Below are 13,157 nucleotides of genomic sequence, written 5' to 3'. Positions count from 1 at the left end.
ATGCTCAGAGATAGTGCAGACGCTCGTTGCTGACGATTCCGGTTCCGTGCCGGACCCGGCGTGCATGACAGACGGTCGCTGCGAATCAGCCGCGGCGGGCCAGCATCAAGAAGTCGCCGCGCCATCCGATCACCGCCGTTGCAATCGCGGCGACTACGATCTTGCCAGCCAGCCATGTCGCGGGCTCCGACGGCAGCGAGCCGAGCGATCCGATCAGGAGCGCGGCCACCGAGGCCTGCATCACCAGCGGCCAGCGCGGGAACGCCTCGAACCGCAGGGTCGGGCCGAGTGCGACCAGGATCGTCGCGAGCGTGGCGACCGCGGCGCAGCCGACCGCCCCTCGCGGCGACAGGCCGGCCGTCATCGCGACCAGGGAGGCGGACACGACGATGGCGAGCTGGCCGGCCGCGACGAGCACCAGCCTGGTCGCACGCTTCTCGAGGTGAGGGACGACCGCGATCGTCGCCTGCAAATGGGTATGGAGGAAATAGAAGGCGGCGACCATTGGCGCCGTCTCCAGAAATCCAGCCAGGCTCGCCTGGGGCACCAGGATGCGTGCTGCATCTGGAATGAATCCAATCAGTCCGCCGAGCAGCACGAGGGTCGTGCAGATCATGAATTCGAACATCCGGCGCGCCGACTGCACCGATTTTGCGCTGCCTCCGTGTTCGAAGTCGTTGACGACCTCCGGATAGCTCACGGTGTGGATCGCCGCATTGAGGACCCAGAACGGACGCTGCAGCAGGTCGAGTGCCATCGAGAATCCGGCGCCGGCTCCCGTCGCGCCGAGCCGGCCGAGGACGACGACGCGGAGCAGCACCGGCACCGACAGATGGATGACGGACGCGCCCGCCGCCAGCATGCCGTAGCGGGAGAAGTCCTTCCAGTCGGCAAGCATCCTCTGCAACGGCACGCGTTCCATCGGGGTGCGATATGCGGCCAGGCCGGCGAGGAGGCCCAGAATGTGCCCCGACGCGATGCCGAGCAGCGCCGCTTCGGCCGTCCCCGAGATCACGCCTGCCGCGACGGCACCGGCCAGAAGACCGGTGGCACGCAGCGCAAGAAGAAAGGAGGCGATGCCGAGCCGGTCGGACAACCGGACCGACAGGAAATAGAGGTCCGTCAGGCCTTGCAGGACGGAGATGCCCAGACCCAACGCGACGATCCCTGTCGGGAGCACGCTGGCCAGAGACGCGCAGCTCCCGACCACGACGAGCACGGCCGCGCTCGACAGGCCGGCTGCAAGCAGCGACCACCTCAGCCGGGCCGCCTCGTTCTCTTTGGCTGCCGCCAGAAAGCGCAGTCCCGCCAGCTGCAGCCACTCGAACATCAGGACGCAGAGCAATTGGCTCGAGGCCAGCGCGAGGGAAAAGTTGGTGTAGTCGGCGGCGGGCAACAGATGGCTGATCGCGAAGATCAGGATGATCGCCGCGGCGCTCTGATAGACGTAGCCCGCCATCGCGAAGAGGCGTGTCATCGCGGAATGAGGCGCTCCTTGCCAACGGCCCGCCCCTGCGGCGCTTCGCTCGTCGCAGCGCGCATGCGCGACATCCGCTGTTCGCGCAATTGTTCATACAGGTTCTTGTATGAAGACAGCACGTCGGCAAAGATCCACTTGTTGGTATCGGCGATCAGGCGCCGGCTGATCTCGTCGATCTTGTGCGGATCGGCCGCGACCGCGAGCATGCTCCTGGCCAGGGATTGCGGATCGGCATCGGTCAGCCAGCCCGTCACGCCGTGCTCGATGACTTCGGGCATGCCGCCAAAGCGGGTTCCGAGCAGGGGCCTGCCGGCCGCCTTGGCATCTGCGACGACCAGTGGACCGGGGTCGTGCCAGATGGAGGGCGCAATCACCACGTCGACCTGCTTGTAGAAATCGTCCGGAGCCACGAAGCCCATGAACTCGATACGCGCATCCGGCGCGAGCGACCTGAGACGTCGCTGCTCCTCGTCGCTGACCCGGCCGGCGATCATCATGCGGATGCGATCCCGGGGCAGCAGAGCCAGAGCGCGCATGAGGTTGTCGATGCCTTTTTCCTCCGTGAGGCGGCCGATGAACCCGAACGTCACCTCCGTGGTGCAGACCGGGCGGGGATAGGGCTCATGCGGCGGCTCGGTCGAGGCGTTGCGGATCACGGTGCGGATCGGCGTCTCCGCGAACATGCCCATGTCGGTATGAATCGACAGGACGCGTTCGCTGACGCCGACCACGGCGCTGAGCCAATGCGTGGCGCGCTTGCGATGAAAGGTCAAAATCGCGCAGCTCGTGCAGGTGTGCTCGCAGGACCGTCCGTTGTCGAAGCGGGAGCAGCGCGGGCAGGTCAGATAATAGTCGTGCAGCGTGTGAAGCACGGGAACGCCGAGCTGGGCGGCAACCCGCCATATCGCGGTGGTGAGGCCCGACAGATTGTTGGAGTGCAGCACGTCCGGCTTGAAGGCCCGGATGCGTTCCGCGATCATGGGGGCCTGCATCTGCCAGTCGTCGATCGCGTGCCAGATGCTGCGCAGCGCGACGTTCTTCTGCTCCGTGAAGGGCAGATACACGTTGCGCACCGGCGCGGAGTAGACGTTGATGCCGTCGCAGGTTTCCGGGCCCTGCCCGGGCTTGGACGCGGCCCGGATCACCTCCACCTCGTCGCCGCGTTGCGCCAGACCTTCGGCGAAACGACGGGCGAAGATCTCCGCGCCGCCCACGATCTTGGGTGCCTGAGGCGTCGGATAAAGCGTGGACGTCAAAAGAACTTTCATCGCGTCAACCTCATGTGTGTAAAAGGCTCTACCGCGCCGGCCTGATCTCCAGGGCGGGAACGGCACTGTCATTGGCTGCAATCAGAACCGGTGTGCTCGAGACGGGGATCCAGACCCCGGACGCAGGCCTTGCCGCCTGGTCGCACGGCATCGCAAAGCTCGCTCCTTGCGGATCACCCTTGAGCCGGATTTCGTAGCGTCGGTCCGGAGCCTCGGACCAGACCGCAATTCTGCTCCCCGACGTCGTTGATGCATTGATCGACACGACGCCGCTGGCGAGCTCGCGACGTTCGGCACTCAGGCTGGAGCGAATGAAGGCCCAGGCGCCCTGCGCCGCGCAGGCGACCGGCTTCGGCGAATTGTCGAAGCGATAGAGCCCGAAATTGTCCTCCAGCTCCGATGGATTCTTGCCACTGTCCTTGAGCTCATAGAGCCACATGCCCTTGAGCCAGCGGGCCGCTGTCGATGCCCACAGGATCAGCTGCGCCGTATTGTCGGCCTGAGCCTGCTCGCTGACACCGCATTTGTTGACGGCCGTGGTCCAGCCCGTCTCGGTGACATAGATCGGGAAGTCGGGGTTTCCGCTGGCCTGGCCGACGAGGCGGTGAAACGCCGTCAGCCGGTCGATGATCTCGGCCGAGGTACGCTTGCTCGGGCCCATGCAGAAATTATAGAGATGGATCGACGCGCCGTCGGCATATTGAAGGATGCCGGATCGCAGCATCTTCTCCGTCCATGTCCAGCCCGGATCGTCGCCGAGCGCACCGACCAGGAAAGGCGAATTCGGCGCGACCCGTTTGACCGCGGGCCGCGCGACTTGCGCGAGTGCCAGGTAGTTTTCCGGCGAGAACGCGGCATCCTTCTTTGCCGCCAGGTTCCATTCGTTCCAGAGCTCGAAGAGCGGTTGCTGCGGCAGGACCGATTGCGCCGCCGCCGCGGCATAATCGGCGAACCGCTGCCGCGCCTCGTCGGTGGTGGGCGGCGAGGAATTCGGCACCAGGTGATGACCGAACGCGAGAATCAGAAGGGGGCGCGCGACGCCGGACCTGACTTGCGATTCCAGCCTGCCGAGCCTGGGCGTGAACCCCATCCGGCGGCCCCCGTCTCGAAATCGGACCAGGGAAAATCATCGCGGAAGGCGTTGAGGCCGAGCTGCTTGATCTGGGCGACGTTCTCCGAAGGCACGTATCCGCGCGCGCTCACCGGGCCGCCCAGGCCCTGATGCGTGCCGACCCCCAGCAGGAATCGGGCATCGAGCGGTTGCGCCTGCTGGGCGCAGACGGAGGCCGGCAGAACAATGGATGCGATGAGGCTCGCGAGGCGGAGACTGTCGCGAACCAAGGTGCGTGGGAATAGCGGAGCCATCAGAAATTCTTGGAGAGATCCGATTGCAGTCCCGCCTTCGCCTCGACCGGTGTCTGGTCGTTCTGCAGCAGCTCGAGATAGACCTGCTGCAACTGCCCATGCGTCTTCTGAACGTCATACAGCTGCTTGAACCGGTCGTAGCCGCGCTGCCCCAACACCCTGAGATCGAAATCGAGTGCCCGCCGGAAACCGTCCACGAGCGGTTGAATGCCGACAGGCTCGCAAAGCACGCCGGTGACGCCGTCGACCACGATCTCGGGCAAGGCTCCGCTGCGGAACGCCAGGATCGGTTTTGCCGCGCGCATCGCCTCCAGGGCAACGAGGCCGAAGGCTTCCCATCGTGACGGGATCACGACGAGATCGGCGGCCTCGAGCTGGGTCTCGATGGTCGGGCGGTCGAGCCAGCCCAGCAGGGCGACGTTGGACGGGACGCTCGGGCCTTCGTATTTGTTGACGACGGAGGCGCCGATCATGCGGATATCAAGCACGTCTTCGAGCGTGCGCGCCGCCTCGATCAGGAGATCAAAGCCCTTCTGACGGTCGAGGCGTCCGATGAAGAGAACCTTGACCTTCTTGGAAGTCCAGTCCGCCGCGAGAGGCTGCGGCGAGCGCGTCTTCGAGATGCCGTTATGGACGATGGTGAGCCGGTCGGCAGGAATGCCGGCGCGGACGGCTTCGTTGAACTCGTCGCCGGAGATGCAGATGATCCGGTCCGACGTTCGTGCGAGAAGGTTCTCCGCCGCCTTCGTCACCACGTGACTGAGGCGGCCGGTCTCGCGCGAAAACGCCCAGCCGTGCGGGCAATAGACGACGCGTGGTCCGTCCGAGCGGGCTGCAAGCGCGGGCCGGAGCACCAGACCCGCAAACGAGGAATGCAGGTGCACGATATCGGGACGGAAGGCATCCAGCGCCTGCATGCTCGCGCGCAGCATCTGGAATAGCCCGGCGACGCCGCGGCCGGATCGCTCGAACGTCGTAATCTGGTTGTCATCGATCCCAGGGAGATCGCGACGATGATCCGAGGGCACGATGTAATGCACGTTGTCGGCGCCGAAGCTGGCCTGTTGCTGAGGATGCAACTCGTTCAGATAGCTCGCAATCCCGCCCCGAATCGTCTCGGCGACATGCAGCACTTTGATTGATTGCCTTGCATAGGGCTGCGTCGAAGAGCCGGACATCGTGTATCCCTGTTCTGTGTTCGCGAGTGCGAAACACAGTTCCTCGAATACGTAGCGATAATGGGGCAGCGATGTGGTGATGTTGCGCCAAGCTCATTGCGCGCGCGTTTGTCACGGAACGATGACATTCTGTGGAACAACGCGAAGGCGCTCGCGTTGCAGCCAGTTGCAAACTGTTTGTGCGAAAACCGACGCGCGCTATAGGTGAAATGCATTGAACTTCAAGCAGCGCTGGCAATGCTTGCCGGCGGTGCGAGATGCTCGAGCAGTGACTTGGCCGATTTTTGCCACGAATAGAATGCGACACGTTCCTGCTGTCGTCGTCGTTCCTGCTCCGAGATGGCGCCGGTTGCCAATCTTTCGAGCATGAGTTGCTTCAATGCTTCGGCATCGTTGGCGTCAAAATACGCAGCGGCGTCGCCGCACGTCTCGACGACCGCATCAGCCGTCGAGGCGATGACCGGGCAACCGAAGATCATGGCTTCGAGTGGCGGCACGCCGAAACCCTCATAGAGCGAGGGAAACACGAATGCCGATGCATGCGCATAGAGCGCGGCAATCTCGCTGTCCGTCAGGCGTCCCGCCAGCAGCAGGCCGGAAACCTCCTGGCCCGAATTGTCCTGAAAGACCTTGCTGTTATCTCCTCCGACGATGACCAGCGGAACGTCGGCCCGATCGAGCAGCTGAACGGCGCGGATCGCCACGGAAAGATTCTTGTTCTTGGTCTTGGAGCCGACGAAGAGGAAGAACTTCTGCGGCTGAACGCCAAGCCTGGCAAGAATGCCGGGATCGGGCTTCGTCGCCGCGAAGTGTTCGGCGCTGTTGGGAAATACCGGAATGCGCGACGCCGATAGATTCAGCACCTCGGCAAGCTCGCGACGGGAGAAGCCCGACACGGTTGCGATGGCTGCGTGGCGCGCCAGCAGACGGCCCATCGTGCGATGGGCGGTCAAATAGCGCCAGTTGAAGAAGTCCGGCCTGCGAAAGACCTGAGCGTCGTGGATCACGATAATGTGGTCGCGATGGAAGACGGGGCCGGAATTGGCCAGGCTGATCAGGCGGCCTCCTGCCGCGGCGCGCGCCAGATCGATCTGATCCCAGGCATGACCACGCAGGCGGCCGACGGTGCGGATCTTGATCCGGTCGAGATCGAGGCCCTCGCTTGCATCCGCTGGCGTGAGCAATTGCCAGTCAGCGTTCCGCAGCGGGGCAGCAGTATGCTCCGAGGCCAGCAGCGCATCGATGGCCTTGACCATTTCAGCGGCATAGCGCTGAACGCCAGTGATCTTTTGCGACAGAAAGCGCCCGTTGATGAAGAACTTCAATTGGCTACCATGGGTTCATCGGCTTTCGGGTGGTGGACAAGCCCCACAGGAGCAATCGTTAGGTACGGAAATATGACGCTGCTCGCAGCCCGACGCCAAAACGCTCCGATTGCACCAGCGGAGCTGCCTTGCTGCGTATGGGGGCGCGGTGTAGATGTCGGCCATGAGTGACGATGCCCACACTCTCCGCAGCGGCCGACTTGCCACCACCATCAAGGCGCACGGTGCCGAGCTGTGCTCGTTGAAGGACGGCACCACCGAATTCGTCTGGCAGGCGGGACCGGAATGGCTGCGCCATGCGCCATTGCTGTTTCCGATCGTCGGGCGCCTCGCCAGGGACGAATTGCGGCATCGGGGCAAGACCTACCGGATGACCCAGCACGGCTTTGCGCGCGACAACCGCTTTGTGTGGACGGAACGCGGCGAGCGCCGCTGCGCGCTGGTGCTCGAGGACAGCGAGGCGACGCGTGCGCTCTATCCGTTCGCGTTCCGGCTGACCGCAACCTATACGCTCGACAACGCTGGCCTCGATCTGACGCTCACCATCGCCAACACCGGCAAGGAGACATTGCCGGCTTCGATCGGCGGTCATCCCGCGTTCAACTGGCCGCTCCAGGGAGGACTTGCCAAGGAGAGCTATTCGCTGACCTTTGCGAACGCGGAATCGTCTCCCGTCCGCCGCCTCGATGGCGGATTGCTGCGCGTGGCAACGGAGCCGAGCCCGGTCCAAGGTGCGGTGCTCCCCTTGTCCGAATCCCTGTTCACCGACGACGCCGTCATTTTCGACATGATCGCGAGCAACGCGGTCCGCTATGCCGCGCCCACCGGCCCCTGGCTCAAGATGTCATGGCGCGGCTTTCGCGAGCTCGGCGTCTGGTCGAAACCATCTGGCGCGCCATTCCTCTGCATCGAGCCCTGGCGCGGTTACGCCAGTCCAGCCGGATTCGACGGCGAGTTCAGCGACAAGCCCGGCCTGATGCACATCGCGCCAGGCGCCGAAGAGAGCTTGTCGTTCCGGATCGAGGTCGGATCGAGCTGAGGGCGCTCAGACTTCGATCCGCGTGAGATCCTCGCCGAGCACGACAGGACCCGCATAGTCCCGCCTGACATCTTCGAGCAGCGCGTTCAGCATGACGTCGTTGGTGCGCGGCCGGTGATGGGTCAGCGCGAGCTTCTTGACGCCGGCCTTGGCCGCGACCTTGCCGACGGTGTCGCCGCAGGCGATCGTGAACTTCGCAAGGCGGCGCAGGTGCTCGTTGTTGATCTCCGGCGTTGCGAGGAAGCAGCACTGCACGAGCAGGTCGGCACCCTGTGCCAGCCGCTCGAGCCCGGGGCAGGGGACCGTGTCGCCGGAAATTGCAATGACCTTGCCCTCCGCTTCGAAGCGGTAGCCGAGACACATCCATCGCGCCAGGAAGGCCGGCTGCATGTCGAGACCATCGCCATGCGAGACCAGCTCGGCGCTGATCTTCCAGCGTCCGGTGTCGAGAACGGGACCCGGTATGATGTCGGTCGCGACGACGGGTTTCCAGCCGCCAAGGGTCGGCTCGCCCTGATCCCGCCAGGCGATGTCCTTGTCGTAAACCTGCGCGATCAGCGTGTTGACGAGCCGCTCGGTATCCGGCGGCCCATAGACGCGCAACGTATCCTTGCGCCCGTGCATCCATGAATTCAGCATCACGTCGTAGAGGTCGCCGATGTGGTCGAAGTGATGGTGCGTGAGGAAGACCGTGTTGACCGCGCCGAGTGGAACGCCGGCCTTGCTGAGCTGCAGCACGACGCCGCGGCCGGCATCGAACAGGATATTCTCGCCACCGAGCCTGATCAGCGTGGTCGTTGCCATGCGGCGCGGGTCCGGCCGCGGGCCGCCGGTGCCGAGCAGTATGACCTCCATGGTGCCCACTCCAGCGTGAAGATGCGCCACAGTAGATACGAAGCCGGCCATGAAGCAAGCCGCGTAGGGGGCGCGATCTCGCCTGTGGCCATCCTTCGAGACGCCCGCCTTCGGCAAGCCCTCAGGATGAGGACCAGGTGCGCTGCACGACTTTCAACAAGCACGAATGCTGCTTAGCCTCATCCTGAGGAGACCGCCACCGGGTCCGCGCATAGCGCGGCCGATGACAGGCTCCGCGGTCGTCTCGAAGGACGAGGCGTGCGCTCAGATCGCGCAAAAGCCCCATAAGCGATAGCCCGGGGGTGGGGAAGGGGGCGCTCAGCGCGTGCTGGCGGCGATGGCCGGCCGGAGGCTTGACCGGTACAGTCCCATCGTCGTCAGGCGATGCGCCAGGTCCTGCGCGCGCCGTTCGACCAGATGCCATGTGGCGCGGGCGACGAGATAGCTCAGCCCGGCGGTGACGACATAGGCGATGAGCAGCGAGATCAGCCCGTCCGCGAGCGGCCAGATCTGACGCAGTCCGTAGATCACCGCGAAGTGCGACAGGTACATCGAATAGGAACTGCGGCCGAGCGCTTCGAGCGGCTCGAAGCGGACGGCAAGCTTGATGCAACCCGTCACCAGCACGCCGAGCACGAGATTGATCATGAGATAGTTGAACTCATGCGAGCCGGTGGCGCGGTCGGCGACGAAGGACAGCGCGATGAAGACGGCGAAGATCGCGGCGTCGGATCTGGTGAAGCCGTCGCGCAGCGAGAAGAACAGCGCGCAACCGATCAGGAACACCGGAAGCTGGTTCAGGAAGCTGAGATGCAGCGTGGTCCAGACGAACCCCTCGTGGCCTGGACCGTAATGGGCCGCGAACAGCGCGAAGGCCCACGGTTTGAACAGGCAGACATTGACGAGATGCAGCACGATCGCCAGCGCGAGATAGAGATGACGGCGCGACCCGAACGCGGTGATCAGGAGCGGGAAGACCAGATAGAAGGTCATTTCCGCCGCGATCGACCAGTCGCCGGGCACCACGCTGTTGACGCTGTCCGGCCAGAAGCCGTGCAGGAACGTCGCGGTCAGGATCACTTGAACCGGCCCGATGCCGCCGGGCGCATTGTCGCTCGGCCCGGTGCCGTTGATGGCGAGGTAGATCGGGATCGCGAGCCAGAACAAAGGCGCGATGCGAAGGAAGCGTCGGATGTAGAACTTGCGGGTCGGATTGGCCTCGCCGCTGCGCTGCGTCCACATCAGGCACATCGTCATGGCACTGACGAAGTAGAACACGTTGACGCCGGTCCAGCCCAACATGAAAGCGTAATCGACGGCGCGGATGTTCGACGGAAATGCCTGCGAGACGTGGATCGCCATCACGCCGGCGATGGCGAGGCCGCGTAGCAGGTCGAGCGTGTGCGAACGGGCGAATGGCCGGGGGCCGAGTTCGGTTCGGCCGGCAGCCAATCGGGTCTGCTCCTGCATCACGCCTGCTCCGTGGTACTCATTGTGCAGGCCGGACCATAGAGGGGCAGGCGGGCTTTCCGAAGCCGAAGGCATTCTTTACGTTAACCGGCGGTCGGGTCCTGCGGCGAAAGTGCGGGATCGGCCGCCACGGGCCAAGCAGCGGCTATGCACTCTTGATGCGCTGAATGGGAATTGTGGGCCAGTTCATACTTAATACGTCAAGACCATGACCAATATTGTTTGTGCGCCGTAACGCGCCTAGTATTCCGGCGGCTAATTTCGGGGGCTCGAACAAGTCGTGAATGTCCGTTCACATGACGGCGCGTTGCGCGGCGGCTTGAATCTCCAAGGCGGGCCGCAGGCCATTCAAGGCGGGCCGCAGGCAGACAGGACACCCAAGACCGTGGTCGATTCCGCACTTCGGGAATTGCGTCCCGCGGGCCGCGAGCGGCTGATCGTCGTCGAGGACGATCCGGTGACGCGGACCATGCTGGTCGGCTATTTCAGCGACAACAATTTCGACGTGGTCGGCGCCGGCTCCTGCGCGGAATGCCGCCAGGCGTTGCGCGGGCGCACCGATCTCATCTTCCTCGACGTGCAGCTGCCCGACGGCGACGGCTTCGAGCTCGCCAAGGAGATCCAGGCGAGCAGCAACGCCGGCATCATCTTCGTGACGCGCCGCGACACCGACGTCGATCGCATCCTCGGCCTGGAGATCGCCGGCGACCATTACGTCACCAAGCCGATCAATCTGCGCGATCTGCTCGCGCGCGCCCGCAGCGTGCTGCGGCGGCGCTCGCTCGACCGCAAGGCGGCGCGCAGTCGCAATTCGATCGCCTTCGGCGACTGGATCATCGACCTGACCCGGCGCGAATTGCTCGGCAGCGACGGCAAGCCGGTGTCGCTGACCCGCGCGGAATTCGACCTGCTCGCGGCGCTGGTCGGCGCCGACGGACGGCCGCTCAGCCGCGACTATCTGATCGAGGTCGTCAGCAACCGCCAGGCCGAGGTCGATATCCGCACGGTCGACGCGCTGGTGGCGCGGCTGCGCCGCAAGCTGGTCGGCAGCGGTACGCCCGTGATCGCGACCGTCACCGGCGTCGGCTACAAGCTCGCGCTCAGCGAGCGGCTGTAGGGTATCGTCTTCAACGCGCCGCGACGCGCTTCCACTTTGCCTCGATGCGAGCCTTGATCTTGCTGACCTTGGCCTCGTGGGCCGCCCAATAGGCGCGACTGGCGGCCGCCGTGCCTTGACGATACCGGGCATAGACGGCTTTGGGCTGCACCGGCATTTTCGGGCGGCTCGCGGGCTTTGCAGGCGCCGCAGCCGCAGCTGCGATCGGGGGCGCCGGCTCCGGAACAGCCGCCGCTTCGGCACCGGCCAAGGCCGAATTCATGGCGGCAAGGCGGTTACGGGCCCGGTTGCAATAGACCTGCGACCGCGGCGTCATCGCTTCCTCGCCATGGCCTGCCCGGTATTTCATGAGGGCGCGGCAGATCTCGCCGCCAGCCAGACGCCAGGCCTGGCTGAGATAAAGCACCCCGTAATGGATGTTGATGTCGGGTTCGGCGAGTTCCGCCTCGCTGCCCCGGAAGCCCAGCATGGCGGCCGTGTCGGGCCGCACCTGCATCAGGCCGATCTCGCCGGCGCTGCCGATCACGGCCGAATTGTACCCGCTTTCCACGAAGACGACCGCTTCGGCGATGTCCGCCAGCACATTGGTGCTCGCGGTTTCTCTCTCGATGATCTTCCGGATCAGGGCCCGGGATGACGGCGTTTCGCCTGCGCCGAACTCCGTGCTGCCGTCTGCGGCGTGCGCGCAGAGCGGGGCCGACAGCAGCAGGAAGACCGCCACGGTTTGCCACGCCGCGCAAAGATGTAAGCCTGCCCGATCCCACCGCATCGCTCCGTCATAGAGCGCCGGAGTTAACAAAACGGCTCCCGCGCCCGTCGGTTAGCGCGCGCGGGCGCTCTGATCGGTGGAGGGCATTTGCGACGGGCCGGCCAGGCGGTCGTCGATCGCATAGAGCGTGCAGGTCGGCGACCATTTCAGGCAGGCGGCCAGCGAGTCGCGCCGGGCCTCGTCGGCCGTGCTACGCCCCGCGCGCCAGCCGTAGCCGCCGTTCGGTGACACCGCGAAAGCCTTGTGCGGCAGCATGCTGGCGAGATAGCGCGCGAACTCGGCCCGCGCGGCCTCGTTGAGCTGGCGCGGCGGCGGCAAGGAATCGGGCGGGCTCAGGATGTCGCGACCGAGGAGAGCGCGCTCGCGCAGGAAGGCGTCGACATAGGGCGTCCATTGCGGACGGCCCGCCACCGAATAGAGATAGTGGCCTTCGTCGCCGTAGGCCGGCGCCGCGATGAATGTCGTGTTGCCGCCGCCGGCGCGAAACCCGTCATGGAGACGGCGCGCGAGCTCGGGGCTGAAGTAGGAATCGTTTGCCGCATAGACCCAGAGCGTCGGCACGCGCGAGGTCTTGCCGAAGGCGGTGAAGGCCTGCACCAGCCCGCTCGGATTGCAGACGTCGTCGTCGTCGCGCGAGCCGCGGCCGCCGGCGAAGTTGATCGCGGCGACGAGACCGGGCGGGGCCTGCGCGGTGAGCGCGATCGTTGCCAGCCCGCCGGCGGAATGGCCGGCCGCGATCATCCCCGATGTCGTCACGTCGGCCCGGCGCGCCATCGCATCGATCGCGGCGTGCAGATCGGCAACCGCGACCGCGGCTGCGGGCAAATAAGCGGCCTTCGCGCAGCCGCCGACGCTGTCGATGCGTCCGCCGGGCGAGGTGCCGTAGCCGCGCCGCATCACGATCAGCGCGGCAAAGCCGCGCCGGGCATATTCCAGCGCGAGGCCGTAATATTTGCGGGCCGACATCGTCGCGCGGTCCTCGAAGCTGCGCGGCGAGCCGTGGCTCAGCAGCGCCAGCGGATAGCGCTTCGTTCCCGCCGGGCGGACCAGGAAGGCCTCGAGCCCCTGGGGCCCCGCTTCTGCCATGGGGATGCGCAGGTCCTCGGTGTAGAATTCCGCAGCGCGCACTGGTGCCACCGCCGCGACGAGGCCGGCGATCAGCAGAAGCAGCTTGCGGGACAGAGCCATGGGACGATTCGACGGGCCTCGATGGCGGCAAACATAACATGATCTCCTTACTCGACCGTGAGCCCGCAGCCAACGCGGTGATCCCCGGGGGGCAGCGGGCGGG

At 65.3% G+C, this 13,157-nt stretch carries 12 protein-coding genes; 2 read left to right on the top strand and 10 right to left on the bottom strand.

The features are described 5' to 3' along the window. Positions 1 to 85: 85 nt before the first annotated feature. The 6 genes from ACETMP_RS15835 to ACETMP_RS15810 all read right to left on the bottom strand — a co-directional run bounded on the left by ACETMP_RS15835 (position 86) and on the right by ACETMP_RS15810 (position 6,616). The gene (locus tag ACETMP_RS15835) at positions 86 to 1,477 is read right to left on the bottom strand and encodes a hypothetical protein (protein ID WP_375161651.1); all 1,392 of its coding nucleotides are present in this window, start codon (positions 1,475 to 1,477) and stop codon (positions 86 to 88) included. Then, positions 1,474 to 2,748, bottom strand: a complete 1,275-nt coding sequence (locus tag ACETMP_RS15830; RefSeq protein ID WP_375161650.1) for a glycosyltransferase family 4 protein — start codon at positions 2,746 to 2,748, stop codon at positions 1,474 to 1,476. Before ACETMP_RS15830 ends, ACETMP_RS15835 begins: the two co-directional genes overlap by 4 nt. 28 nt (positions 2,749 to 2,776) lie before the next feature. Further along, entirely contained in the window at positions 2,777 to 3,838 is a 1,062-nt protein-coding gene (locus tag ACETMP_RS15825) for a hypothetical protein (protein WP_375161649.1), read from the bottom strand. Beyond that, positions 3,769 to 4,113, bottom strand: a complete 345-nt coding sequence (locus ACETMP_RS15820; RefSeq protein ID WP_375161648.1) for a hypothetical protein — start codon at positions 4,111 to 4,113, stop codon at positions 3,769 to 3,771. Before ACETMP_RS15820 ends, ACETMP_RS15825 begins: the two co-directional genes overlap by 70 nt. Beyond that, entirely contained in the window at positions 4,113 to 5,291 is a 1,179-nt protein-coding gene (locus tag ACETMP_RS15815) for a glycosyltransferase (RefSeq protein ID WP_375161647.1), read from the bottom strand. Before ACETMP_RS15815 ends, ACETMP_RS15820 begins: the two co-directional genes overlap by 1 nt. 221 nt (positions 5,292 to 5,512) lie before the next feature. After that, positions 5,513 to 6,616, bottom strand: coding sequence for a glycosyltransferase family 4 protein (locus ACETMP_RS15810; protein ID WP_375161646.1), 1,104 nt, complete (start codon positions 6,614 to 6,616; stop codon positions 5,513 to 5,515). A 163-nt stretch (positions 6,617 to 6,779) separates the two neighbouring features. Between ACETMP_RS15810 and ACETMP_RS15805 the strand changes: the two genes are divergently transcribed. Beyond that, positions 6,780 to 7,655, top strand: coding sequence for an aldose 1-epimerase family protein (locus ACETMP_RS15805; RefSeq protein ID WP_375161645.1), 876 nt, complete (start codon positions 6,780 to 6,782; stop codon positions 7,653 to 7,655). 6 nt (positions 7,656 to 7,661) lie between these two features. Here the strand turns inward: ACETMP_RS15805 and ACETMP_RS15800 are convergent, their stop codons facing one another. Next, entirely contained in the window at positions 7,662 to 8,510 is an 849-nt protein-coding gene (locus ACETMP_RS15800) for an MBL fold metallo-hydrolase (RefSeq protein WP_375161644.1), read from the bottom strand. Between the two features lie 318 nt (positions 8,511 to 8,828). After that, a complete protein-coding gene (locus tag ACETMP_RS15795) occupies positions 8,829 to 9,980 on the bottom strand; it encodes an acyltransferase family protein (protein ID WP_375161643.1) in 1,152 nt (383 codons plus the stop codon). Positions 9,981 to 10,260: 280 nt separating this feature from the next. On the opposite strand from ACETMP_RS15795, the gene ACETMP_RS15790 reads away from it, so the two are divergent. Further along, a complete protein-coding gene (locus ACETMP_RS15790) occupies positions 10,261 to 11,097 on the top strand; it encodes a winged helix-turn-helix domain-containing protein (RefSeq protein WP_375161642.1) in 837 nt (278 codons plus the stop codon). A 10-nt stretch (positions 11,098 to 11,107) separates the two neighbouring features. On the opposite strand, the gene ACETMP_RS15785 is transcribed toward ACETMP_RS15790, so the two are convergent. Beyond that, positions 11,108 to 11,818 carry a transglycosylase SLT domain-containing protein gene (locus ACETMP_RS15785; RefSeq protein ID WP_375161641.1) on the bottom strand — a complete coding sequence of 237 codons (711 nt, stop codon included), beginning with the start codon at positions 11,816 to 11,818 and terminating at the stop codon, positions 11,108 to 11,110. A gap of 99 nt (positions 11,819 to 11,917) precedes the next feature. Beyond that, positions 11,918 to 13,054 carry an alpha/beta hydrolase family protein gene (locus ACETMP_RS15780; RefSeq protein WP_375161640.1) on the bottom strand — a complete coding sequence of 379 codons (1,137 nt, stop codon included), beginning with the start codon at positions 13,052 to 13,054 and terminating at the stop codon, positions 11,918 to 11,920. Positions 13,055 to 13,157: the final 103 nt, after the last annotated feature.

This window comes from Bradyrhizobium dasycarpum (genome assembly GCF_042019905.1).
Lineage (GTDB): Bacteria > Pseudomonadota > Alphaproteobacteria > Rhizobiales > Xanthobacteraceae > Bradyrhizobium > Bradyrhizobium japonicum_B.
This window is presented reverse-complemented; position numbering and strand designations above follow the sequence as displayed.